General features: G+C 71.9%; 19 protein-coding genes and 1 pseudogene. 9 read left to right on the forward strand and 11 right to left on the reverse strand.

Going from position 1 to position 21,598, the window contains the following annotated elements:
- Positions 1 to 519: 519 nt before the first annotated feature.
- Together ABZ851_RS36630 and ABZ851_RS36635 are read right to left on the reverse strand one after the other, a co-directional pair.
- Positions 520 to 1,674, reverse strand: a complete 1,155-nt coding sequence (locus tag ABZ851_RS36630) for an FAD-dependent oxidoreductase (protein ID WP_361136938.1) — start codon at positions 1,672 to 1,674, stop codon at positions 520 to 522.
- Positions 1,671 to 1,991, reverse strand: a complete 321-nt coding sequence (locus tag ABZ851_RS36635; RefSeq protein ID WP_088796259.1) for a bifunctional 3-phenylpropionate/cinnamic acid dioxygenase ferredoxin subunit — start codon at positions 1,989 to 1,991, stop codon at positions 1,671 to 1,673. Before ABZ851_RS36635 ends, ABZ851_RS36630 begins: the two co-directional genes overlap by 4 nt.
- Before the next feature lie 284 nt (positions 1,992 to 2,275).
- On the opposite strand from ABZ851_RS36635, the gene ABZ851_RS36640 reads away from it, so the two are divergent.
- From ABZ851_RS36640 to ABZ851_RS36655, 4 genes are all read left to right on the forward strand, one after another.
- Positions 2,276 to 3,361: an S-(hydroxymethyl)mycothiol dehydrogenase gene (locus ABZ851_RS36640; RefSeq protein ID WP_361136940.1), complete on the forward strand. Its 1,086-nt coding sequence runs from the start codon at positions 2,276 to 2,278 to the stop codon at positions 3,359 to 3,361.
- Positions 3,362 to 3,408: 47 nt separating this feature from the next.
- Complete coding sequence (locus ABZ851_RS36645) at positions 3,409 to 5,901, forward strand: FAD-dependent oxidoreductase (protein ID WP_361136942.1); 2,493 nt, start codon at positions 3,409 to 3,411, stop codon at positions 5,899 to 5,901.
- A gap of 86 nt (positions 5,902 to 5,987) precedes the next feature.
- Entirely contained in the window at positions 5,988 to 7,148 is a 1,161-nt protein-coding gene (gene solA, locus ABZ851_RS36650; RefSeq protein WP_361136944.1) for an N-methyl-L-tryptophan oxidase, read from the forward strand.
- A 10-nt stretch (positions 7,149 to 7,158) separates the two neighbouring features.
- Positions 7,159 to 8,331 carry an aromatic ring-hydroxylating dioxygenase subunit alpha gene (locus tag ABZ851_RS36655; RefSeq protein ID WP_361136946.1) on the forward strand — a complete coding sequence of 391 codons (1,173 nt, stop codon included), beginning with the start codon at positions 7,159 to 7,161 and terminating at the stop codon, positions 8,329 to 8,331.
- 121 nt (positions 8,332 to 8,452) lie between these two features.
- Here ABZ851_RS36655 and ABZ851_RS36660 read toward each other — a convergent pair whose 3' ends face one another.
- Both ABZ851_RS36660 and ABZ851_RS36665 read right to left on the reverse strand, forming a co-directional pair.
- On the reverse strand, positions 8,453 to 8,743 hold the full coding sequence (locus tag ABZ851_RS36660) for a hypothetical protein (protein ID WP_361136948.1): 291 nt from the start codon (positions 8,741 to 8,743) through the stop codon (positions 8,453 to 8,455).
- 112 nt (positions 8,744 to 8,855) lie between these two features.
- The gene (locus ABZ851_RS36665; RefSeq protein WP_361136950.1) at positions 8,856 to 9,374 is read right to left on the reverse strand and encodes a MarR family winged helix-turn-helix transcriptional regulator; all 519 of its coding nucleotides are present in this window, start codon (positions 9,372 to 9,374) and stop codon (positions 8,856 to 8,858) included.
- Positions 9,375 to 9,461: 87 nt separating this feature from the next.
- Here ABZ851_RS36665 and ABZ851_RS36670 point away from each other — a divergent pair, with 87 nt between their 5' ends.
- Positions 9,462 to 10,295, forward strand: coding sequence for an FCD domain-containing protein (locus ABZ851_RS36670; protein WP_361136952.1), 834 nt, complete (start codon positions 9,462 to 9,464; stop codon positions 10,293 to 10,295).
- A gap of 90 nt (positions 10,296 to 10,385) precedes the next feature.
- Here ABZ851_RS36670 and ABZ851_RS36675 read toward each other — a convergent pair whose 3' ends face one another.
- A complete protein-coding gene (locus ABZ851_RS36675; protein ID WP_361136954.1) occupies positions 10,386 to 12,059 on the reverse strand; it encodes an L-lactate permease in 1,674 nt (557 codons plus the stop codon).
- A 213-nt stretch (positions 12,060 to 12,272) separates the two neighbouring features.
- Between ABZ851_RS36675 and ABZ851_RS36680 the strand changes: the two genes are divergently transcribed.
- From ABZ851_RS36680 to ABZ851_RS36695, 4 genes and pseudogenes are all read left to right on the forward strand, one after another.
- Positions 12,273 to 13,040 carry a (Fe-S)-binding protein gene (locus ABZ851_RS36680; RefSeq protein ID WP_361136956.1) on the forward strand — a complete coding sequence of 256 codons (768 nt, stop codon included), beginning with the start codon at positions 12,273 to 12,275 and terminating at the stop codon, positions 13,038 to 13,040.
- Positions 13,037 to 14,608 (forward strand): lactate utilization protein B, encoded by a 1,572-nt coding sequence (locus ABZ851_RS36685; RefSeq protein ID WP_361136958.1) that lies wholly within the window; start codon positions 13,037 to 13,039, stop codon positions 14,606 to 14,608. Before ABZ851_RS36680 ends, ABZ851_RS36685 begins: the two co-directional genes overlap by 4 nt.
- Positions 14,605 to 15,243 (forward strand): LUD domain-containing protein, encoded by a 639-nt coding sequence (locus ABZ851_RS36690; RefSeq protein ID WP_361136960.1) that lies wholly within the window; start codon positions 14,605 to 14,607, stop codon positions 15,241 to 15,243. Before ABZ851_RS36685 ends, ABZ851_RS36690 begins: the two co-directional genes overlap by 4 nt.
- A 90-nt stretch (positions 15,244 to 15,333) precedes the next feature.
- Positions 15,334 to 15,519, forward strand: a pseudogene (locus tag ABZ851_RS36695) (FCD domain-containing protein); the annotation flags it as partial.
- Positions 15,520 to 15,537: 18 nt separating this feature from the next.
- Here the strand turns inward: ABZ851_RS36695 and ABZ851_RS36700 are convergent.
- The 6 genes from ABZ851_RS36700 to ABZ851_RS36725 all read right to left on the reverse strand — a co-directional run bounded on the left by ABZ851_RS36700 (position 15,538) and on the right by ABZ851_RS36725 (position 21,592).
- On the reverse strand, positions 15,538 to 16,332 hold the full coding sequence (locus tag ABZ851_RS36700) for a carbon-nitrogen hydrolase family protein (protein WP_361136962.1): 795 nt from the start codon (positions 16,330 to 16,332) through the stop codon (positions 15,538 to 15,540).
- Between the two features lie 85 nt (positions 16,333 to 16,417).
- Positions 16,418 to 16,546 (reverse strand): hypothetical protein, encoded by a 129-nt coding sequence (locus ABZ851_RS36705; RefSeq protein WP_361136964.1) that lies wholly within the window; start codon positions 16,544 to 16,546, stop codon positions 16,418 to 16,420.
- A 130-nt stretch (positions 16,547 to 16,676) separates the two neighbouring features.
- On the reverse strand, positions 16,677 to 18,098 hold the full coding sequence (gene aspA / locus ABZ851_RS36710) for an aspartate ammonia-lyase (protein ID WP_361136965.1): 1,422 nt from the start codon (positions 18,096 to 18,098) through the stop codon (positions 16,677 to 16,679).
- Positions 18,099 to 18,162: 64 nt separating this feature from the next.
- Complete coding sequence (locus ABZ851_RS36715) at positions 18,163 to 19,194, reverse strand: asparaginase (protein WP_361136967.1); 1,032 nt, start codon at positions 19,192 to 19,194, stop codon at positions 18,163 to 18,165.
- A gap of 2 nt (positions 19,195 to 19,196) precedes the next feature.
- On the reverse strand, positions 19,197 to 20,858 hold the full coding sequence (locus ABZ851_RS36720; protein WP_361136969.1) for an amino acid permease: 1,662 nt from the start codon (positions 20,856 to 20,858) through the stop codon (positions 19,197 to 19,199).
- Positions 20,855 to 21,592, reverse strand: a complete 738-nt coding sequence (locus ABZ851_RS36725) for a FadR/GntR family transcriptional regulator (RefSeq protein WP_088796245.1) — start codon at positions 21,590 to 21,592, stop codon at positions 20,855 to 20,857. The genes ABZ851_RS36720 and ABZ851_RS36725 overlap by 4 nt, the downstream gene beginning before the upstream one ends.
- Positions 21,593 to 21,598: the final 6 nt, after the last annotated feature.

Raw genomic sequence — 21,598 nt, forward strand, 5'->3', positions numbered from 1 at the left:
GGGGGGGTGGGGGCGGGGGCCCCCCCGGGGGGGGTGCCCGCCCGCATCCTTTTACCCCCCCCCCCCCCCCCCGCTCCGGCCCGTCCCCTCCCGTTGGGGGGGTGGGAGAAGGTCGGTGGGGGGAGCCTGGGTGGTCCGGTGCACCTCGTCGGCACGAGGAAACGGATACCACCACGGCCCGCCCCCACCGACGTTTACTTTCTCCCCCACGGGAGGGGACGGGCCGGAGGGGCCGGTGTGTGGGGGCTTTGCTTCCGAAGGTTCCGAGAAAGAGCAAAGGCGGAGCGCAGCGGAGCGTAAAGCGAAGCAGTCCGGACACCCACACCGGCCCCGGAGGCCCGTCACCGCACCCACAGCCCCGCGCAGCGGACCCGCCCGCCGCAGGCGCCACGGTGGGAAAGCCAAAAACGGGGCGAGGCAAAGCGCAGCGGACCCGCCCCGCGCAGCGGCCCCCGCCCGCCGCCAGGCGAAACGGCGAGCAACCACCACGGCGGGACAGCCGAAAAACGTGGGCGGAGTTCACGCGGCAAGCGCCTCCCGGCGCAAGCGCATGAAAGGGCGCGGGCGGTTGACGGCGAGCACCGCGGTCACGTGTCCGTCGCGTTCGTAGCAGGCGAGGAAGCTGCGGTCGTCGGGGGAGCCTTCGAGGATGCGCGGGGTGTCGGTGGGCAGCCGGCGGCCGGCGAACTGGAGGCGTACGCCGTACTGGTCGGACCAGAAGTACGTCAGGCTGTGGTGGGTGGCGACGGTGCTGCCGGCCAGCAGGTTCTGTGCGGCGACGGCGGCCTGTTCGGTGGCGCTGGTCCAGTGCTCGGCGCGGACGCCGTTCACCCGGGCGACGTCGCCGACGGCCACAACGGCGGGCAGCGGGGTGACACAGCCCGCGTCGCACAGCACCCCGTCGTCGAGCGGCAGGGGGGAGTCCGCGAGCCAGTCGGTGTTGGGGCGTACCCCGATGCCGGTGACGACCACCTCGGCGGGGAGCAGCCGGCCGTCGCTCAGCTCGACCCCGGTGACGCGGTTTTCGGTGCCGCCGCTGTGCAGCCGGGCGACACCGGTGCGGGTGAGCAGGGTGACACCGTGGTCCGCGTGGAGGGCGGAGCAGATCTCGGCCATGGCGTGGCCGAGTTGGGGGACGAGGGGGAGCGGGGCGGCCTCGACCACGGTGACGTCATGGCCGAGGGCGGCGCAGGACGAGGCGACCTCGGCGCCGATGAAGCCGCCGCCGATCACCACGACCCGGACCGGCGACGAGGACAGATCCGCACGGAGGGCCTGGGCGTCGTCGAGGGTGCGCAGGGTGTGGGCTCCGGCGGGCATCGGGCCGGGCAGCAGGCGCGGGGTGGCGCCGGTGGCGAGGACCACCCCGTCGGTGGTCAGGGAGCGGCCGCCGTCGAGCAGGACCGTGCGCCCGCCGGCGTCGAGCCCGGTGGCCCGGGTGCCCAGCAGCCATTCGGCGTCCAGTTCGGCGATCTCCTCGGCGTCGGCCAGGGCCAGTTGACCCTGATCGGTGGTGGCGCCGGTGAGAAAGTCCTTGGACAGCGGGGGCCTGTCGTAGGGGCGGTGGCACTCGTCCCCGACGATCACCAGGCGGCCGTCGAACCCCTGGGAACGCAGGGCCCGCGCGGCGTACAGGCCCGCCAGCGAGGCCCCGATGACAGCGACCGACTTCATGCGGCGGTGCCCTCCTCGGCGGCGTGGTGGACGTAGATCATGCCGTCCTGGACGGTCACGGGATGGGTGCGCACGGCCCGGCGGGCGGGCAGGCAGGTCGCCGCTCCGGTGCGCAGGTCGAACGAGGCGGCGTGCAGCGGGCATTCGACCAGGCACCCTTCCAGCCAGCCGTCGGACAGCGAGGCGTCCTGGTGGGTGCAGGTGTCGTCGATGGCGTAGAGCTGCCCGTCGGTGTGGAAGACGGCGATCGGCGGTGCGGTGTCGATGCGTACGGACTCGCCGGTCGGCAGGTCGGCGAGAGGGCAGACAGGAATCACAGGACCCCCCTGTTACTTTTCGGTATCATCGAGTTTCGCGGTGCGCACGATGAAGCGCTATGCGCAACAGAATCCCGATGCTGGGCGGATGCGTCAAGCGCATCCCGGAATCGCCGAACGATGGCCGGAACAACGGAGTTCGGCCTTCCTGGCCGTGTGCGGGGATGCGGCAAGTCCTTTGCCAAGAGCCGGGGTGTACCCCCTTGACGCTGCCGATCCGGCGTTCCCACTATGTCTCTCATCGCGCAACCAGTCGTGCACTGCGCAACACTGAGGGGTAGGGCATGCCACACGAAGTCCATGCCGTCGTCGCGGCGAAACAAGGCGCACCCGTCGAGCTGCAGACGATTCTGGTGCCGGATCCCGGTCCCGGAGAAGTGCTCGTCGCCGTACAGGCCTGCGGGGTCTGCCACACCGATCTGCACTACCGGGACGGTGCAATCAACGACGGGTTCCCCTTCCTGCTGGGCCATGAGGCGGCCGGTGTCATCGAGGCGGTCGGCCCCGGCGTGACCGCCCTCGCCCCCGGTGACTACGTCGTCCTCGCCTGGCGGGCGCCGTGTGGCACCTGCCGGTCCTGCCGCCGCGGACGGCCCTGGTACTGCTTCGACTCCGCCAACGCCACCCAGCGCATGACGCTGCGGGACGGCACCCCGCTGGCCCCCGCGCTCGGCATCGGGGCGTTCGCCGAGAAGACCCTGGTCGCCGCCGGACAGGCGGTCAAGGCAGACCCCCACGCCCGCCCCGAAGCCGCCGGTCTCATCGGCTGCGGCGTGATGGCCGGGTACGGCGCGGCCGTGCACACCGGCGCGGTGGGCAGCGGGGACACCGTCGCCGTCATCGGCTGCGGCGGGGTGGGCAACGCGGCGATAGCGGGAGCGTCCATCGCCGGGGCGCGCCGGGTCATCGCGGTGGACATCGACGACCGGAAGCTGGACGGCGCGACCCGCTTCGGGGCCACCCATACCGTCAACTCCCGTGGCACGGAGCCCATCGAGGCGGTGCGCGGCCTGACCGGCGGCCATGGCGCGGATGTGGTGATCGACGCGGTCGGCCGCCCCGAGACCTACCGGCAGGGGTTCGCCATGCGCGACCTCGCCGGGACCCTGGTCCTGGTCGGTGTCCCCGACCCGGACATGCGGATCGAGCTGCCGCTGATCGATCTCTTCTCGCGCGGCGGCGCCCTGAAGTCCTCCTGGTACGGCGACTGCCTGCCCAGCCGTGACTTCCCCGTGCTCATCGACCGCTACCTCAGCGGACGGCTCGACCTCGACGGATTCGTCACCGAGACGATCGCCCTGGACGAGGTGGAGTCCGCGTTCGACAAGATGCGCGACGGCCGGGTGCTGCGCTCCGTCGTGGTCATCTGACGGCATACCGCCCACCGCCGACCACCCCGACCAGCAGGAGGAGGGTCATGTCCCGCACGCCCGCACACCGTTCCCGTGTGGTTGTCATCGGTGCCGGCATCGTCGGCTGCTCGCTCGCCGACGAGCTGACCGCCCGTGGCTGGACCGAGGTCACCGTCCTCGACCAGGGCCCGCTGCCGGCCCCCGGCGGCTCCACCTCGCACGCCCCCGGCCTGGTCTTCCGGACCGGCCCGTCCAAGACCATGACCGAGTTCGCCGCCTACACCGTCGAGAAGTTCAGCTCCCTGGAGGTGGACGGGCTGCCCTGCTTCCACCCCGTCGGCGGCCTGGAGATCGCCACCACCGAGGCCCGCTGGGCGGATCTGCACCGCAAGGCCGGACTCGCCGCCTCCTGGGGCGTACACGGTGAACTGCTCTCCCCGCAGCAGTGCAAGCAGCTGTGGCCGATGCTCGACGAGACGGTGCTGTACGGCGGTTTCCACACTCCAGACGACGGACTGGCCCGCGCGGTCCTCGCCTGCCGCGCCCAGATCGCCCGGGCCGAGAGCCGCGGCGCCCGCTTCCTGGAGCGGCACACCGTCACCGGCATCGAGCGGGAGGACGGCCGCGTCACCGGTGTCGTCACCGACCGCGGTACCTTCCCCGCCGACCACGTCGTCTCGGCCGCCGGCTTCTGGGGCCCGGTGATCGGCGCGATGGCCGGGGTGGACGTACCGCTGCTGCCGCTGGCCCACCAGTACGCCACCACCGAGCCGCTGCCCGAGCTCGACGGCGTCAACGAGCCCCGTAGCGAGGCGAGCAAGCCGATCCTGCGCTTCCAGGACCGCGACCTCTACTTCCGCGAGCACACCGACCGGATCGGCATCGGCTCCTACGCCCACCGCCCGATGCCCGTCGACCCCTTCACCGTCCCCGCCTTCGACAAAGCTCCCCTGATGCCGTCCTCGCTGCCCTTCACCGAGGAGGACTTCGCCCCGAGCTGGCAGGACAGCATCCAACTGCTGCCCGCCCTGGGCGCCTCGCGGGTGGCCGAGGGCTTCAACGGCGTCTTCTCCTTCACCCCCGACGGCATGCCGGTCCTCGGCGAATCCCGTGAACTGCGCGGATTCTGGCTCGCGGAGGCGGTCTGGGTCACCCACTCGGCGGGCGTCGCCAAGGCCGTCGCCGAGTGGATGACGGACGGCCGGCCGGGAACCGACATCCATGAGTGCGACCTCTACCGCTTCGAGGACGCCCAGCGCTCGCCCGCCTACGTCGCCGACCGCGGCGCCCAGAGCTTCATCGAGGTCTACGACGTCATCCATCCGCTGCAGCCCATGGAGCAGCCGCGGCCGCTGCGCACCAGCCCCTTCTACCCACGGCAGCAGGAGCTCGGCGCGTACTTCCTGGAGGCCGGCGGCTGGGAGCGCCCGCACTGGTACGAGGCCAACGCCCCGCTCACCGAGGGGCTGGACCTCCCCGAACGCGACGCCTGGTCCGCCCGCTACTGGTCGCCGATCGCCGCCGCCGAGGCCAGGGCCACCCGTGAGAAGGTCGCCCTGTACGACATGACCCCGCTGCGCAGGCTGGAGGTTACCGGGCCCGGCGCCCTCGCCTTCCTCCAGCGCATGACCAGCAACAACCTCGCGAAGAAGCCGGGCGCGGTGACCTACACCCTGCTCCTGGACGAGACCGGCGGCATCCGCTCCGACCTCACCGTCGCCCGGCTGGCCCCCGACCGCTTCCAGGTCGGCGCCAACAGCGCGGCCGACCTCGACTGGCTGCTGCGGCACGCCCCGGACGGGGGCCCGTCCCGCTCAGGCGTAGCCGGGAGTGGGGGAGTACAGGTCCGTGACATCACCTCCGGCACCTGCTGCATCGGCGTCTGGGGCCCGCTCGCCCGCGACCTGGTCCAGCCGCTCACCCGCGATGACTTCTCCCACGAGGCCTTCGGCTACTTCAGGGCCCAGCAGACCCACCTCGGCCATGTCCCGGTCACCGCGCTGCGTCTCAGCTATGTCGGCGAACTCGGCTGGGAGCTGTACACCACCGCCGACCTGGGACTGCGGCTGTGGGACACGCTCTGGGAGGCCGGCCGGGAGCACGGGGTGATCGCCGCCGGGCGCAGCGCCTTCAACAGCCTCCGGCTGGAGAAGGGTTACCGCTCCTGGGGCCATGACATGACCACCGAGCACGACCCGTACGAGGCCGGTGTCGGCTTCGCCGTCCGCCCCGCCAAGGGCGACTTCCTCGGCCGCGACGCACTCCAGGGCCGCAGCGAGGAGACCGTGGCGCGCAAGCTCACGTGCCTCACCCTCGACGACCCCGAGGCCATCGTCCTCGGCAAGGAACCCGTCTACGTCGACGGCTCCCCGGCCGGCTATGTCACCTCCGCCGCCTACGGTTACACCCTCGGCCGGGGCATCGCTTACGCCTGGCTGCCGGCCGCCGCGGCAGCCCCCGGCACCCCCGTCCACATCGAGTACTTCGGCGAGAAGATCCCCGCGACCGTTGCCCGGGAACCGCTCTTCGACCCGCAGATGGCACGCATCCGCAGGTAGAGGCAGTACCAGGGCCCTTCCCTCAGTACCCCTTCCGTGCCCCACCGGTGATCCGCTCGTCCCCCGTACGCAGAAGGAGCAACCGCATGGCTCCCACCTACGACGTCATCGTCCTCGGCCTCGGCGGCATGGGAAGCGCCGCCGCCCACCACCTCGCCGCCCGCGGCGCCCGGGTCCTGGGCCTGGAGAAGTTCGGCCCGGTGCACCACCGCGGCTCCAGCCACGGTGGTTCCCGTATCACCCGGCAGTCCTACTTCGAGGACCCCGCCTACGTACCGCTGCTGCTGCGCTCCTACGAGCTGTACGAGAAGCTGGAGCGGGACACCGGCCGCGAGATCGCCACCCTGTGCGGCGGGGTGATGATCGGCCGTCCCGACAGCCGTACCGTCGCCGGCAGTCTGGCCTCCGCCCGCCAGTGGGATCTCCCGCACGAGATGCTCGGCCCCGCGGAGATCCGCCGCCGCTTCCCGACTCTCACCCCCGCCGAGGACGAGGTCGCGCTGTACGAGGCCCGGGCGGGCCTGGTCCGGCCGGAGTTCACCGTGGCCGCGCAGCTCCAGCTGGCCGGCCGGGACGGTGCCGAGCTGCACTTCGAGGAACCCGTCACCCGCTGGGAGGAGCTGCCCGGCGGCTCGGGGGTCCGCGTCCACACCCCCGAAGACACCTACACCGCGGGCCAGTTGGTGATCTGCCCGGGAGCCTGGGCGCCCCAGCTGCTCACCGACCTCGGCGTGCCGTTCACCATCGAACGGCAGGTCATGTACTGGTTCGCCCCCGACGGCGGCACCGCGCCCTTCGCCCCCGAGCGGCACCCGGTCTACATCTGGGAGGACGACCGGGGCGTGCAGGTCTACGGCTTCCCGTCGATCGACGGCCCCGGCGGCGGCGCCAAGGTCGCGTTCTTCCGCAAGGGCACCGTCTGCACCCCGGAGACCATCGAACGCACGGTGCACGACCACGAGGTACGGGCCATGGCCGACCAGATGCGCCCCCGCATCCCCGCCCTCCCCGGCCGCTTCCTCAAGGCCGCCACCTGCATGTACTCCAACACTCCCGACGAGCACTTCGTGATCACCCGGCACCCCGCCCACCCGGGGACCGTGACCGTCGCCTGCGGATTCTCCGGACACGGCTTCAAGTTCGTCCCCGTGGTCGGCGAGATCGTCGCCGACCTCGCACTGACCGGGGCCACCGCGCACCCCATCGAGCTGTTCGACCCCCGCCGGCCCGCCGCCGCGGCCGCTTGAGGAGACCGCCATGACGACCACCCACACCGAGTCCGCCCCGGCCGCGGCCACTGCGCCCGCGGCCGATGCCTCCCCGAGCCTGATCGCCACCCTCGCCGGCCACTACTACACCGACCCCGGCATCTTCCGCCTGGAGCAGGAGAAGATCTTCGAGCGGCTGTGGTTCTGCGCGGTCCGCAGCGCCGACCTGGACAAGCCGGGCGCCTTCCGTACGGTCCGGATCGGCCGGGAGAGCGTGCTGATCACCCGTAACCGCGCCGGAGAGCTGCGCGCCTTCCTCAACATCTGCCGGCACCGCGGCGCGCAGCTGTGCACCGAGGAGTCGGGCGAGCTCCGCCGCAACCTCCAGTGCCCCTACCACGCCTGGACCTACGACCTCGACGGCCGTCTGGTGGCCGCCCCCAACCTGCAGAGGATGCCGGACATCGACCGCAGCGAACGCTCTCTGGTCACGGTCCCGCTGCGCGAATGGCTCGGCTACGCCTGGGTGTGCCTGGCCGACGAGCCGCCGTCCTTCGAGGACACCGTGATCGGCGCGGCCGTCGAGCGGCTGGGCGACGCCGCCTGCCTCGACCGCTACCGCACCGAAGGGCTCGCCCTGGGCAAGCGCCTCACCTATGACGTGCGTGCCAACTGGAAGCTCATCATCGAGAACTTCATGGAGTGCTACCACTGCGGCACCATCCACCCCGAACTCACCGAAGTCCTCCCGGAGTTCGCCGACGGGTTCGCCGCCCAGTACTACGTCGGCCATGGCGCGGCCTTCTCCGAGGAGGCCACCGGATTCACCGTGGACGGCACCGAGGGCTTCGGCCGGCTGCCCGGTATCGAGGACACCCAGGACCGCCGCTACTACGCGATCACCGTCCGGCCGCAGGTGTTCGTCAACCTCGTCCCCGACCATGTCATCGTCCACCGGATGTTCCCGATGGCCCCCGACCGCACCGTCATCACCTGCGACTGGCTGTACCTGCCCGAGGTCGTCGACTCCGGTGCCGATCTCTCCAAGTCCGTCGAGCTCTTCCACCGGGTCAACTCCCAGGACTTCGACGCCTGCGAGCGCACCCAGCCCGCGATGAGCTCGCGCGCCTACCGTGCCGGCGGGGTGCTGGTGCCCAGCGAGCACCACATCGGCGCCTTCCACCACTGGGTCACCGACTGCCTGGGGGAGGCGCGCGCCTGAGCGGTTCGGCCGTCCGCCGGGGCCACCTGGACGACGACCGGCCGAGCCCACACCTCGGGCCCCCGCAATGAGTCCACCCGGCCCCCTCTTACGGCGGCCGGGTGGAGGGGGAGGCCGGACGTCAGACGGGCACCGCTTCCTTGTCCTCCCGGCCGGCGGGCGCGGCCTCAGGGCTTCCGTCATCGAGCCCGGAGGCGGGCGCCGGGACGAGGATTGCGGATGCCGGGACAGTGGTGCGGCGAGACGCGTCCGAGGCATCCGCCTCGCGCCATCCCGGCGGGCCGAAGAGGTAACCGGCCCGGCCGCGCCAGGTGCGGGCCCGGCGGATGTCGCGGACCATTCCGGCGAACTCGTGGGAGTTGGCCTTCAGCGGATGGTGGGCCCAGTTGGAGCGTTTTTTGCCCTGAGTCACCTTCCGTGGCTTGGCCGATGGGATGTCGCCGCGGTCCCCGCGCCCCCGTCTCGCGGGAGGTGCGAGCGAAGACCGGTATGTGTCAGGGGTGCGAGGCCGCGGCTTTTGGCCGTCACATGTCGCCGAGGTCCAGGAGCGAGGACCGGGCCCGGACCTCGCGCCATATGTCCCCGGTGCGCCACTCACCGGACGGCTCGGCGAGCAGCGCCGTCAGGGCCGCCAGCGCCCGGACGGCTTCGTCGCCGAGGTGCTCACGGATCTCCTCGTCCACCTCGCGGCGGGCCTCGCGGAACGCCCGCAGGAACGCGATCGCGTCGGGGGTGGGACGCACGATCTTCTCGCGGCCGTCGCCGGACGACTTCTCCAGCGACAGGAACCCCCGTTCGCACAGGTCGGCCACCAGCTTGCTCGCCCCCTGGCGGCTGATCTGCATCTCGCGGCCGATCCGGGAGACCGTCAGCTCCTCGTTCGCCACGCACAGCCGAAGGATCATGCCGTCGGGGAGGCGTCGGTCGGTGAAGCCGGACGCGGCCAGTTTCCGCTCGATCCGACGCCGGTAGCCGAGCCAGGAACGCAGGAGCTGCGGGCCGAGCGCCGGCGTCCCGCTTTCGTCGGAGAAATGCGCAACCATGGGTGACTATCTCCGGTACGGTCCGACCACACGCTCTGTGTGACATAGTTCTGGCAAGGGAGCACGGGCCGAGCCGGGGAGTGGTGGATGTCTGCCGAATGGCGACCTGTACGGCAGTCGCGCACACATGAGCTCGTCCTCGAACGCATCGAGGAGCGGGTGCTCGCCGGCGAGCTGAAGGCCGGGGACCGGTTGCCGCCCGAGCGCGAGCTGGCACCGGTACTCGGCGTCAGCCGGTCCGCGCTGCGCGAGGCGCTGCGGGTGCTGGAGACGATCGGGGTACTGGTCGCGCAGGCGGGCCGCGGGCCGGACGCGGGAGCCCGGATCGTACGGAACCCGGACGACGCGCTGGGCCGGCTGTTGCGTCTGCACTTCGCGCTGGGGAGCTACAGCCTGCAGGACGTGCTGGAGGCCCGGGTGGTGCTGGAGCGTTCCAGCTTCGAGGCGGCCGCGGAGCACGCTCCGGCAGGGGGCCTCGACGAGGCCGAAGCGCTCCTGGCGCGGATGCAGGAGCCCGGGGTGGGGGTCGACGACTTCAACGACCTGGACACCCGGTTCCATGTCGCCATCGCGCGTAGCTCCGGCAATCAGCTCACCTCCACCCTCACCTCGGCCGTGCGGGAGTCGGTGCGTCCGCTGATCCTGCGGGCGCTGGAGACGGCGGAGGACTGGCCGGCCACGGCGGGTGCGCTGAACGCCGAGCACACCGAGCTGCTGCGCCTGGTGCGGGCCGGCAAGGGTGCGAAGGCCGCCGACCTGGTCGAGGCGCATATCCGCGGTTTCCACGGGACGTTGGTCGACGAGAAGCCCCAGGCCGGCGGGGCGGGCGAGGCGGACCGGGAGCGGGAAGCGGACGACGCGGACCAGGCGGGCGACGCACCCGGAGCGGGCGATGCGGCCGAGGCGGCCAGGGAAGGCTGAGCCGGCAGGGCTGAGTCCCCGGGCCAGTGGACCGGATGCACGCCCGAGGGGGGACAGGGCAGGCCACCCCACCCCGCCCCCGCCGTCTCCCTACGGCACCATCCACGACAGCACCGGCAGCGACTGCAGCGCGACCAGGACGCACAGGACCGCCAGCATCGCGACGCTGTAGCCGACGACCTTGCGCAGCAGGATCCGCTCGGTGCCCGGTCGTTCCACCGCGGTCGCCGCGATGGTCAGGTTCTGCGGGCTGATGAGTTTGCCGACGACACCGCCGGTGGTGTTGGCGGCCACGAGCAGCGTCGGGTCGATGCCCGCGGCCTTCCCCGCGGTCTGCTGGAGCGTGGCGAACAACGCGTTCGACGAGGTGTCCGAGCCGGTGACGGCGGTGCCGAGCCAGCCGAGCACCGGGGAGAGCGCGGCGAAGAAGCCACCGGTGGCGGCGAGCCAGGTGCCGATCGCGAGGGTCTGGCCCGACTGGTTCATCACGTAGCTCAGGGCCAGGACGGTGGCGACCGTGGCGATGGCGGTCCGCATGTTCCGCACCGTGCGCCCGGCGCAGACCAGGCCCGTGCGCGCGGTCATCGGGAAGCGGTCGGAGTCCTTCGCCCGGCTGTAGATCAGCATCACGAGGAGACCGGAGAGGAGGAGCAGGGAGCCGGGATTGGCCAGGACCTCCAGCTTGTAGACCGCGCTGCCCGCGGGGGAACCGTCGGCGGCCAGGAGATGCCCGTACAGGCCGGGCCAGTTGAGCTGGAGGGTGGCGGCGCCGAGCAGCCGCGGCATGTCCAGTGCGCCGATGCGCAGCTTGGCGAGGGCGAAGACCGCGATCACCAGGAGGTAGGGCAGGACGGCGAGAGTGACGCGGCGCCGGGTCAGCGGTTCGGCCTCGACACGGGAGCGCTGGTCGTCCGGCGTCGTGGGGGACAAGAAGCGCAGCATGACCACAGCGGCGCCGAAACCGGCCAGCGCGGCGACGACATCGGTGAGCTCGTACGCGAAGTGGGCCGAGCACCAGAACTGGGCGAGGGCGAACACCGATCCGGTGACCAGGGCGACGGGCCACAGCTGGCGCAGCCCGCGCCGCCCGTCGACGAGGAAGAGCAGCAGCAGCGGGACGAAGAGGGCGAGCAGCGGGCTCTGCCGGCCGATCACGCCGGCCAGGTCCCCGGCCGGTATGCCGGTCAGGGTGCCCGCGGTGGTGATGGGGATGGCCATGGCGCCGAAGGCGACGGGCGCGGTGTTGGCGACCAGGACGGTCACGGCCGAGGTGAGCCGCGGCAGCCCGAGCGCCATCAGCATCGCGGCGGTGATCGCGACGGGGGCGCCGAACCCGGCGAGGGCTTCGAGGAGTCCGCCGAAGCAGAACGCGATGAGCATGGCCTGGATGCGCAGATCGCCGCGCCCGACGGAGTTGAAGGAGCGGCGCAGATCCTCGAAACGGTTGCTGACCACCGTGAGTTCGTAGAACCAGATGGCCGCGACCACGATCAGCATCACCGGGAAGAGGCCGAAGGCCAGCCCCTGGGTGGCGGACAGGACACCGAGGTGCAGAGGCATCCCGTAGCCGAGGACCGCGACCAGCAGGGCGGCCAGCAGGGCGCCGAGGGCGGAGTGCAGCGCGGGGCGCCGGGCCGCCATCAGCAGCACGAAGAAGGTCGCCAGGGGGACCAGGCCCAATAGCGCGGTGGCGGTGAGGCTGCCCCCGACGGCGGCCACGTCAGGGGTGTAGGCCGCCAGGACGGCGGGTGGTGTGGTGGCCACGGAGTGCTCCTCATCGAGTCATCGAGTTCTGCGCGCCGTCCGGCCGGCCCAAGGTTCCGTGCCCGGCGGGAGCGGCGTGCCCGGTGGCTGAGAATCGGCCCTCAGTAGCCCACTGAAGATGTCGCATGTCAATAAGGTCGGACCAAACTGTGCCCTTACTTTTCTTCTGAGGTTCGAAGCGAGTATGGTCGGACCATAAGTGAGGGAGGTTCCATGCGCATCGCGCTCTTCGCCACCTGCCTGGGAGACACGCTCTTTCCGGAGGCGGTGAAATCCACCGCGGTCCTGCTGGCCCGTCTGGGGCACGACGTGGTGTTCCCGCCGCAGCAGACCTGCTGTGGCCAGATGCACGTCAACACCGGCTATCAGCGGGAGCCGGTGCCCCTGGTGCGGAACTTCGCCGAGCAGTTCGGCGACCCGTCGATCGAAGCGGTGGTGATGCCGTCCGGGTCGTGTGCGGGCTCGGTCCGCCATCAGCACGAGCTCGTCGCCGCACGGTACGGGGACGCCGCGCTGCGCGCCGGGGTCGCGGACGTGAAGACCAAGACGTACGAGCTGTCCGAATTCCTCGTCGACGTGCTCGACGCGACCGACGTCGGCGCGTACTTCCCCCACCGCGTGACCTACCACCCCACCTGCCACTCCCTGCGGATGCTGCGGGTGGGCGAGAAGCCGCTGCGGCTGCTGCGCGCCGTCGAGGGCATCGACCTGGTGGAACTTCCCGAGGCCGACGCATGCTGCGGCTTCGGCGGCACCTTCGCGGTCAAGAACGCCGGCACGTCCTCCGCGATGCTGCGGGACAAGATGGACCACATCTCCGGCACCGGCGCCGAGGTGTGCACGGCGGGCGACTCGTCCTGTCTGATGCACATCGGCGGCGGTCTCTCACGCATCAAGTCCGGTACCCGGACCCTGCATTTGGCGCAGATCCTCGCCGCCACCCGCACCGCGCCGCACGTCCTGACGGAGGCCGCCCGATGAGCACAACGACCGGCCCCTCGACGCGCGGCACGTTCCTCGGTATGCCTGCCGTCCCCCCGCGCTCCCCGTACGGGACGGGCCATCTGCGGGGCGAGCGCACCTTCCCCCGGGCCGCCCATGACGAGCTGGGCAACGAGCAGTTGCGCCGCAACCTGGGCAAGGCCACCCACTCCATCCGCGCCAAGCGCCTGGACGTCACCGGTGAACTGCCCGACTGGGAGGCACTGCGCGACGCCGGCTCGGCGATCAAGACCGACACCATGAACCGGCTGCCCGAGCTGCTGGAGCAGTTGGAGCGGAAGGTTACCGAGCACGGCGGCACCGTCCACTGGGCGCGCGACGGCATCGAGGCCAACGAGATCGTCACCCGGCTGGTCCGGCGGACCGGCAGCGACGAGGTCCTGAAGGTCAAGTCGATGGCCACCCAGGAGATCGGCCTCAACGAGCATCTGGAGAGCCAGGGCATCACCGCCCTGGAAACCGACCTGGCCGAGCTGATCGTGCAGCTCGCCGACGACCGTCCGTCCCACATCCTGGTCCCCGCGATCCACCGCAACCGCGACGAGATCCGGGAGATCTTCCTCCGCAAGATCCCCGGCGTCGACCCCGGGCTGGACGCCACCCCCGCCGAACTGGCCGCCGCGGCACGCGCGTATCTGCGCGAGAAGTTCATGACCGCCACGGTGGCCGTCTCCGGCGCCAACTTCGGGATCGCCGAGACCGGCACCCTGTCGGTGGTCGAGTCCGAGGGCAACGGCCGGATGTGCCTGACCCTGCCCGAGACGCTGATCACCGTCATGGGCATCGAAAAGGTCCTGCCGCGCTTCCAGGACCTGGAGGTCTTCCTCCAGCTGCTGCCGCGCTCCTCCACCGGCGAGCGGATGAACCCGTACACCTCGCTGTGGACGGGCGTGACGCCGGGCGACGGCCCGCAGGACTTCCACCTCGTGCTGCTCGACAACGGGCGGACGGCGGCGCTCGCGGACACCATCGGGCGCGAGGCGCTGAACTGCATCCGCTGCTCGGCCTGCCTCAACGTCTGCCCGGTGTACGAGCGGACCGGCGGCCACGCCTACGGGTCGACCTACCCCGGCCCGATCGGCGCGGTGCTCACCCCGCAGCTCGCCGGGATGCACGCCGCCAAGGACGACCCCAACAGCTCGCTTCCGTACGCCTCCAGCCTGTGCGGAGCCTGTTTCGACGCCTGCCCGGTGAAGATCGACATACCGTCGCTGCTGGTCGAGCTGCGGCACCAGCACACCGAACAGTCGGGAACGACCGCGGAGAAGCTGGCGATGAAGGCCGCGGCCGGGGTCATGAAGCAGCCGAAACTGTTCACGGCCGCACAGCGGGCGGCGGGGCTCGGCCGCGTGGTGGCGGGGAGGAACGGCACGTTCTCCCGTCTGCCGCCGCCGTTCCGGGGCTGGAGCGACAGCCGGGACACCCCGGCCCCGCCGAAGCAGTCCTTCCGCTCCTGGTTCGCCTCCGCCGACGGCGCGGCCGCGATGCGGGCGGCGGCGGAGGACGGCGCCCGGCACACCGACGACGATCCCCAGGAGGCACAGTGACCGCGACCGCACGGGAGACGGTGCTGCGACGCGTCCAGGACGCGCTGGCCCGCTCCGACCGGCCCGAGGTGACCGTCCCGCGCGCCTACCGCACCGGACGCGCCCTCCCCGACGGGGAACGGCTCGCCCTCTTCACCGACCGGCTCGTCGACTACCAGGCACAGGTGCGCACCTGCACGGCCGGCACCACCGCGACGGCGATCGCCGAGGCGCTGCGGGCACACGGCGCACGGCGGATCGGGGTCCCTCCGGGGCTCGATCCGGCCTGGCTGGCCGGGTGGGACGGGGAGGTCCGCACCGACTCCCCGGACATTCCGGCGCCCCGGCTCGACGTGCTGGACGGGGTGGTGACGGCCTCCGCCGTCAGCTGCGCCGAGACCGGCACGATCTTCCTGGACGGCGCCGCGGCGGACCAGGGACGGCGCGCGCTGACCCTCGTCCCCGATCTGCATGTGTGCGTCGTCGACCTGTCCTCGGTGCGGACCGGTGTGCCGGAGGCGGTGGCATGCCTCCGGCCGGCGCACCCGACCACCCTGATCAGCGGCCCCTCGGCCACCTCCGACATCGAGCTGGAACGGGTGGAGGGCGTGCACGGCCCGCGCGCCCTGGAGGTGGTGATCCGTACCGACGTATGAGCGGCGCCGGGCTCCCGGGCCGGGCTCCGGCGGTGCGGGGGCAGCGCCGCGCCCGGGGAGCCGAGGGACATATGGCGATCCGTCAGGCACGCCCTGCGCAGCCGCCAGATCCGGGCCGGCGTGCTGGCCCTCTACCGCTCCGGCAACCGCCAGGACGAGGTGCTTGCCGAGCACCGGCAGATCCTCGACGCCTTGGTGGCCGGAGACGCCGTGGCCGCCTGTGCGGCCATCGACAGCCACCTCAAGGCGACCCAGCGCATCCTCCTGGCCGCCTGACCCGGCGGCCGACGGGCCCTACAGCTTCCGGTTGTCCAGCACCGCCACGGCCCGTCGCACCTGCCTGGCCTCCTCGGGATCCACGTCCGCGATCAGCAGGTCGGGCGTGCTGCCCAGCTGGGCGCGGACGGTTCCGTCGGGGCCGATCAGCGCGGTGTGCCCGACGCCGTTCGGCGCCGCGGCGGGCGCCTCGGGGTCGACCTGCGGATCCGGGGCGGCCTGGTCCACGGCCGCCATCCAGACGGTCGCGTCCAGGGCGCGCGCCCGCACCAGCAGGTCCCACTGCGCGCGCTTGCCCGGCCCCGCGGCCCAGGACGCGGGGCACAGCGACAGCGTCGCCCCGGCGTCCGCATGCGCCCGGAACAGCTCCGGGAACCGCAGGTCGTAGCACGTCGCCAGGCCCACCCGGACGTCGTCGACATCGATAGTGACCACCCGGTGGCCCGGGGCGACCGTGTCGGACTCCCGGAAGCCGAACGCGTCATACAGATGGATCTTGTCGTAGGACTCCTCGACCTCGGGCCCGGTGGCCAGCAGGGTGTTCGCCACCCGCCCGTCGGGCGCGGGGGTGAACATGCCCGCCACCACCGTCACCCCCGTCTCCCGGGCAACCGCCCGGACGCCCTCGGCCCACGGTCCGTCCAGCGGCTCGGCCACCGCCGCGAGCGGCGCCCCGAACCGCACCATGGCCGCCTCGGGCAGGACCACCAGCCGGGCCTCCTCGCGCGCCGCGCGACGGACCTGGTCCTGGACGTCCACGAGGTTTTCCTTCGGATCGGTCGATGCCGTCATCTGGCACAGCGCGATGCGCATACGGATCTCTCTTCTCTCGTGCGGGTCGGATCGTGCCGGTCGGTGTCGTCGGAACTCTGCGGAACCCGGTACCGGGCGGCCCGCCTCAGCGGCCGGGTGTCTCCCGGACCATCCTCCCCGGCGACCGCTCGGTGCCCTTCGCCGGGCGGGTGAACTCCTCGTCCTCATCGTGCGCCGGATCCCGCCCCGGCAGCACGCCCACGGGGGTGACCACGGCGGTTCCGCCAGGTACGGCGCCCGCGGCAGCCCCCTGCCGAACGAGCCCGGCAGGCGCCCTCCCGGTGGAGGTGCCTGCCAGGCCCGTACGGGATCCGGTCCCGCGGCTGCCGCGGGACGGCGAGGGCTCAGACGCCGGCGGCCTCCCTGCCCGTGCCGGCGATCTCCTCCGGGCGCAGCAGGGCGGCGAGCCGGTCGGCCGGGAGCAGTCCCTGCTCCAGGACCAGTTCGGCGACGCCGCGCCCGGTGGCGAGCGCTTCCTTGGCGATCGCGGTGGCCGCGGTGTAGCCGATGTGCGGGTTGAGCGCGGTGACCAGCCCGATGGAGTTCTCCACGCCGGCGCGCAGCGTCTCGGTGTTGGCGGTGATGCCCGCGACGCAGCGCTCGGCGAGGGTGCGGCAGGCGGCCCCCAGGTGGGTGATGCTCTCCGAGAGGGAGTGCAGGATCACCGGCTCGAAGGCGTTGAGCTGGAGCTGGCCCGCCTCGGCGGCCATGGTGATGGTGACGTCGTTGCCGATGACCTCGAAGGCGACCTGGTTGACGACCTCGGGGATCACCGGGTTGACCTTGCCCGGCATGATGCTCGAACCGGCCTGCACCGGCGGCAGGTTGATCTCCGCGAGGCCCGCCCGCGGTCCTGAGGAGAGCAGCCGCAGATCGTTGCAGCTCTTGGAGAGCTTGACGGCGACGCGCTTGAGGACACCCGACAGGTGGACGAACGCCCCGCAGTCCTGGGTGGCCTCGACGAGGTTGGCCGCGGTGACCAGGGGCAGGCCGGTGAGGGCGGCCAGGTGCTCGCGGGCCGCTTCGGCGTAGCCCAGGGGGGCGTTGAGGCCGGTACCGATGGCCGTGGCGCCGAGGTTGATCTCGTGGATGAGCAGGACCGCCTCCGCCAGCCGGCTCTGGTCCTCCTCCAGCATCACCGCGTACGCCGAGAACTCCTGGCCCAGGGTCATCGGCACCGCGTCCTGGAGCTGGGTGCGCCCCATCTTGAGGACGTCGCGGAACTCCTCGGCCTTGGCGGCGAAGGCCTCGCGCAGCACGGTCATCGCGTCGAGCAGTTCCCGCACGGCGATGATCGTGGCGACATTGACGGCCGTCGGGTAGACGTCGTTCGTCGACTGGCTGAGGTTGACGTGCTCGTTGGGGTGCAGCCGGCGGTAGTCGCCCTTGTCGTGGCCCAGGAGCTCCAACGCCCGGTTGGCGATCACCTCGTTGGCGTTCATGTTCGTCGACGTGCCGGCGCCGCCCTGGATGACATCGACGATGAACTGGTCGTGCAGCTGCCCGCCGTCCCGGATCTCCCGGCAGGCGGCGGCGATCGCGTCGGCCCGCTCGGAATCGAGCAGCCCCAGATCCTCGTTGGCGCGGGCCGCGGCCTCCTTGACGGCGGCGAGCGCATCGATCAGGTGCGGGTAGGTGGCGATCGGCGTACCGGTGATGGGGAAGTTCTCCACGGCGCGCAGGGTGTGCACGCCCCAGTACGCGTCGGCGGGTATCTCGCGGTCGCCGAGCAGATCGTGTTCGCGGCGGTGACGGGCGGCAGTCATGGTGCAGGTGGTCCTTTGCGAGGGGGAGGGGAGGGGAGAGGCCCAGGGGAGGGAGTGGCCGGCGTCAGGCGCCGCGTGAGGTCAGCGCGTCCGTCGCCCGCAGCGAGCCGACCGGTGCGCCACCGCCGATGACGGGGGCGGCGGCGAAGGGGGCGAGGACGCCGGGGGCGATTCCGCAGTGCGCCAGGGCCGCCGCCGTCACCGGCATCCGGGCGCGGTCGGCGCCGTCGGCTATCTTCACGCCGACCGCCCGCCCGTCCGGCAGCGCCGCGATCTGCACCCCCTCGAAGCCGTCCTTGGCCAGCAGACCCGGCACCGCCCGTACCAGGCGGGCCACGTCCCGGCCGCTGCCCGAGACCATCGTCGGGTGCTCGCGCATGGCGTGGGCGACCCTGCCCTCGTCGGTGCCGGGGGCGGCCGTCGCCAGCCGGGCCGCGGCCCGGGTCAGACCGTGCAGGGACACGGCGAACAGCGGGGCGCCGCAGCCGTCGACGGTGACGTGGGCGATGCCCTGGCCGGTGAGGTCCGCCACGGTCGCGGCGAGCTCCTGCTGCAGCGGATGCCCCGGGTCGAGGTAGTCGTCCAGCCGCCAGCCCCGGGTGCGGGCGGTCAGCAGCATGGCCGCGTGTTTGCCCGAGCAGTTCTGCGCGAGCCGGGTGGGCCCGAGGCCGCGGCCGATCCACTCGTCCCGCACGGCGGGGTCGTACGGCAGATCGGGGACATTGCGCAGCTGGTCCTCGGCCAGCCCGGCGACGGCGAGGATGCGCCGGGCGGTGGCCAGATGCGGTTCCTCGCCGGAGTGGCTGGCCGCGACCAGGGCCAGCGCCTCGTCGTCGAGCGGCGGCAGCCCCGCGCGCAGCAGGCCGACCGCCTGGAGCGGCTTGAGCGCCGAGCGCGGGTAGAACGCGGCCTCGATGTCGCCCGCCTGGAATTCCACGCTCCCGTCGGCCGCCAGCACCACGACCGAGCCGTGGTGGACGCCCTCGACGAGTCCGCCGCGCACCACATGGGCGACGGGCACGTGGGCCGGTTCGCGGACCACGGGCGGTGCGCCCGCGGTGCGGTGCGGCGGCAGGGTGGTGCTGCTCTGACTCATGATCAGTTCTCGGTGCTTTCCGTGCTGTTGGAGCTGTTGGTGTTGCCGGTACTGCCTGTGCTGCTCGTGCCGCCGGGGCTGTCGGTGCCGGGGCTGTCCCCGGGGTGCGGGGTGGGTGCGGTGCTGCCGGGGCCGGCCGTATCGTCGGTGCCGACGGTGCCGCCGGGGGCCGCCGGCCCGCCGCTCCCGCCCGCTGCCGCGTCCCGGAGGGCGCCCACCCGGCCCCGTACCAGGAACCAGCCGCCGACCAGCAAGGCCACGATCGCGGGCAGGGCCAGCACGGTGGTGCGGCCGGCTCCGCCGTCGGCCCACATCAGCACCAGGACGAGGGCGAGGAAGACCAGCGTCACGCTCTCGGTCCAGGGCGAGCCGGGGAGCCGGTAGCCGGGGCGGACGAGCAGCCCGGCCCGGGCCTTCCGCCAGAAGAGCAGATGACAGATCATGATCATGGCCCAGGTGCTGAGGATGCCGATCGCCGCGAAGTTCAGCACGATCTCGAACGCCTCACTCGGGACGACGTAGTTGAGCCCCACGCCCAGGACGCAGATCCCCGACGTGAGCAGAATGCCGCCGTAGGGGACCTGGCTGCGGCTCATCACCCCGGTGAACCGCGGTGCGGAGCCGGACATCGCCATCGAGCGCAGAATGCGCCCGGTGGAGTAGAGGCCGGAGTTGAGGCTGGACATCGCGGCGGTGAGCACGACGAGGTTCATCACGCCGCCCGCGGCCGGTATCCCGACACGGGACAGCACGGTCACGAAGGGGCTCTCGGCGGCCGAGTACGAGGTCCAGGGCAGCAGCATCGCCAGCAGCACCACCGAGCCGACGTAGAACAGCGCCACCCGCCACATGATGGAGTTGATCGCCTTCGGCATGACCTTCGCCGGATCCGCGGTCTCGCCCGCCGTGACACCGACCAGCTCGACCGACGCGTAGGCGAACACCACACCCTGGATGACCAGCAGCATCGCCAGGGCCCCGGTCGGGAAGAGCCCGCCGTGGTCGGCGATCAGCGAGGGGCCGGGGGTGGTGCCGCCGACCGGGTGCCGGGTGACGAGCAGGAAGATGCCGATCAGCATGAAGACGACCAGCGCACCGACCTTGACCAGCGAGAACCAGAATTCCAGCTCACCGAAGATCTTCACGGAGATGAGGTTCACGGTCAGCACGACCGCGAGCGCGATCAGCGCGATCACCCACTGCGGGACGTCGGAGAACATGCCCCAGTAGTGCGTATAGGTCGCCACCGCCGTGATGTCGGCGATCCCGGTGGTCGCCCAGTTCAGGAAGTACATCCAGCCCGCGACGAACGCCCCCTTCTCACCGAGGAATTCGCGGGCGTACGACACGAACGCACCCGACGACGGCCGGTGCAGCACCAGCTCACCCAGCGCGCGCACCACCAGGAAGGCGAACAGGCCGCAGACCGCGTACGCCACGGCCAGCGACGGCCCGGCGCCGGCGAGCCGGCCGCCCGCGCCGAGGAAGAGCCCGGTGCCGATGGCCCCGCCGATCGCGATCATGTTGATGTGCCGGGACGTGAGGGACTTCTGGTACCCGGCGTCACCGGCGTCCACGTGCTCGCCGGACGGCCCCTGTACGCCGTCCTGCCCCGCTCCCTGTCGTTGCTGCCGTTCCGCCTGCCGGAGGGATTGCTCGCTCACGCGTGATCCTCGTCTTCCGTGGAGGGGCCCGCACGGTGTGGTGGCCGCACGATGGTGGTCAGCGTCGTCTCGACGCGTGCGAGGTGGTGCGCCATGGCTTCCACCGCGTCGTGCTCACTGCTGTCGACAAGCGCCTCGACGATCGCCCGGTGCTCGCGGTTCGACTGCTCGCGCCGTCCGCCGAGCTCATTGAGGAAGGCCGACTGGCGGGCCAGCGCATCGCGGATCTCCTCGATGACCCGGCGGAAGACCGGATTGCGCGCGGCCTGGGCGACGGCGAGGTGGAAGAGGGAGTCCATCGCCACCCATGCGGTGGTGTCGGTCTCCTGCTCCATCCGCTCCAGCAGACGATTGAGCTGGTCGAGGTCCTCCGGCGTACGGCGCAGCGCCGCGTAACCGGCCACCGGGATCTCGACATGCCGGCGCACTTCCAGGAGGTCGCTCGCCGCGTAGTCGCCGAAGGTGGGGTCCGCCACCGCGCCGTCGGAGACGACGAAGGTGCCCTTGCCGGTACGCGAGACGGTCAGCCCCATGGTCTGGAGCGCGCGAAGCGCCTCCCGGAGCACGGGTCTGCTCACTTCCAGCCGACGGCAGAGCTCCGCCTCCGAGGGGAGCTTGTCCCCGACCGCGTAGTCACCCCGCTCGATGGCGTCGCGCAGATGGTGCAGGACCGCTTCCATGGCGCTGATCCGACGGGGGGCCTCGCCAGCTGTCTGGCTGTCTGACAGGTTCACCCCGGG

Origin of the sequence: Streptomyces sp. NPDC047049 (genome assembly GCF_040643995.1) — a bacterium.
GTDB lineage: Bacteria > Actinomycetota > Actinomycetes > Streptomycetales > Streptomycetaceae > Streptomyces > Streptomyces mooreae.

Coding starts and splice junctions, on each gene's coding strand:
- ABZ851_RS36645 (WP_361136942.1), top strand. CDS start 3,409: ATGTCCCGCACGCCCGCACACCGTTCCCGTGTGGTTGTCATCGGTGCC.
- ABZ851_RS36665 (WP_361136950.1), bottom strand. CDS start 9,374: ATGGTTGCGCATTTCTCCGACGAAAGCGGGACGCCGGCGCTCGGCCCG.
- solA (WP_361136944.1), top strand. CDS start 5,988: ATGGCTCCCACCTACGACGTCATCGTCCTCGGCCTCGGCGGCATGGGA.
- ABZ851_RS36715 (WP_361136967.1), bottom strand. CDS start 19,194: ATGAGTCAGAGCAGCACCACCCTGCCGCCGCACCGCACCGCGGGCGCA.
- ABZ851_RS36670 (WP_361136952.1), top strand. CDS start 9,462: ATGTCTGCCGAATGGCGACCTGTACGGCAGTCGCGCACACATGAGCTC.
- ABZ851_RS36630 (WP_361136938.1), bottom strand. CDS start 1,674: ATGAAGTCGGTCGCTGTCATCGGGGCCTCGCTGGCGGGCCTGTACGCC.
- ABZ851_RS36655 (WP_361136946.1), top strand. CDS start 7,159: ATGACGACCACCCACACCGAGTCCGCCCCGGCCGCGGCCACTGCGCCC.
- ABZ851_RS36700 (WP_361136962.1), bottom strand. CDS start 16,332: ATGCGCATCGCGCTGTGCCAGATGACGGCATCGACCGATCCGAAGGAA.
- ABZ851_RS36685 (WP_361136958.1), top strand. CDS start 13,037: ATGAGCACAACGACCGGCCCCTCGACGCGCGGCACGTTCCTCGGTATG.
- ABZ851_RS36680 (WP_361136956.1), top strand. CDS start 12,273: ATGCGCATCGCGCTCTTCGCCACCTGCCTGGGAGACACGCTCTTTCCG.
- aspA (WP_361136965.1), bottom strand. CDS start 18,098: ATGACTGCCGCCCGTCACCGCCGCGAACACGATCTGCTCGGCGACCGC.
- ABZ851_RS36640 (WP_361136940.1), top strand. CDS start 2,276: ATGCCACACGAAGTCCATGCCGTCGTCGCGGCGAAACAAGGCGCACCC.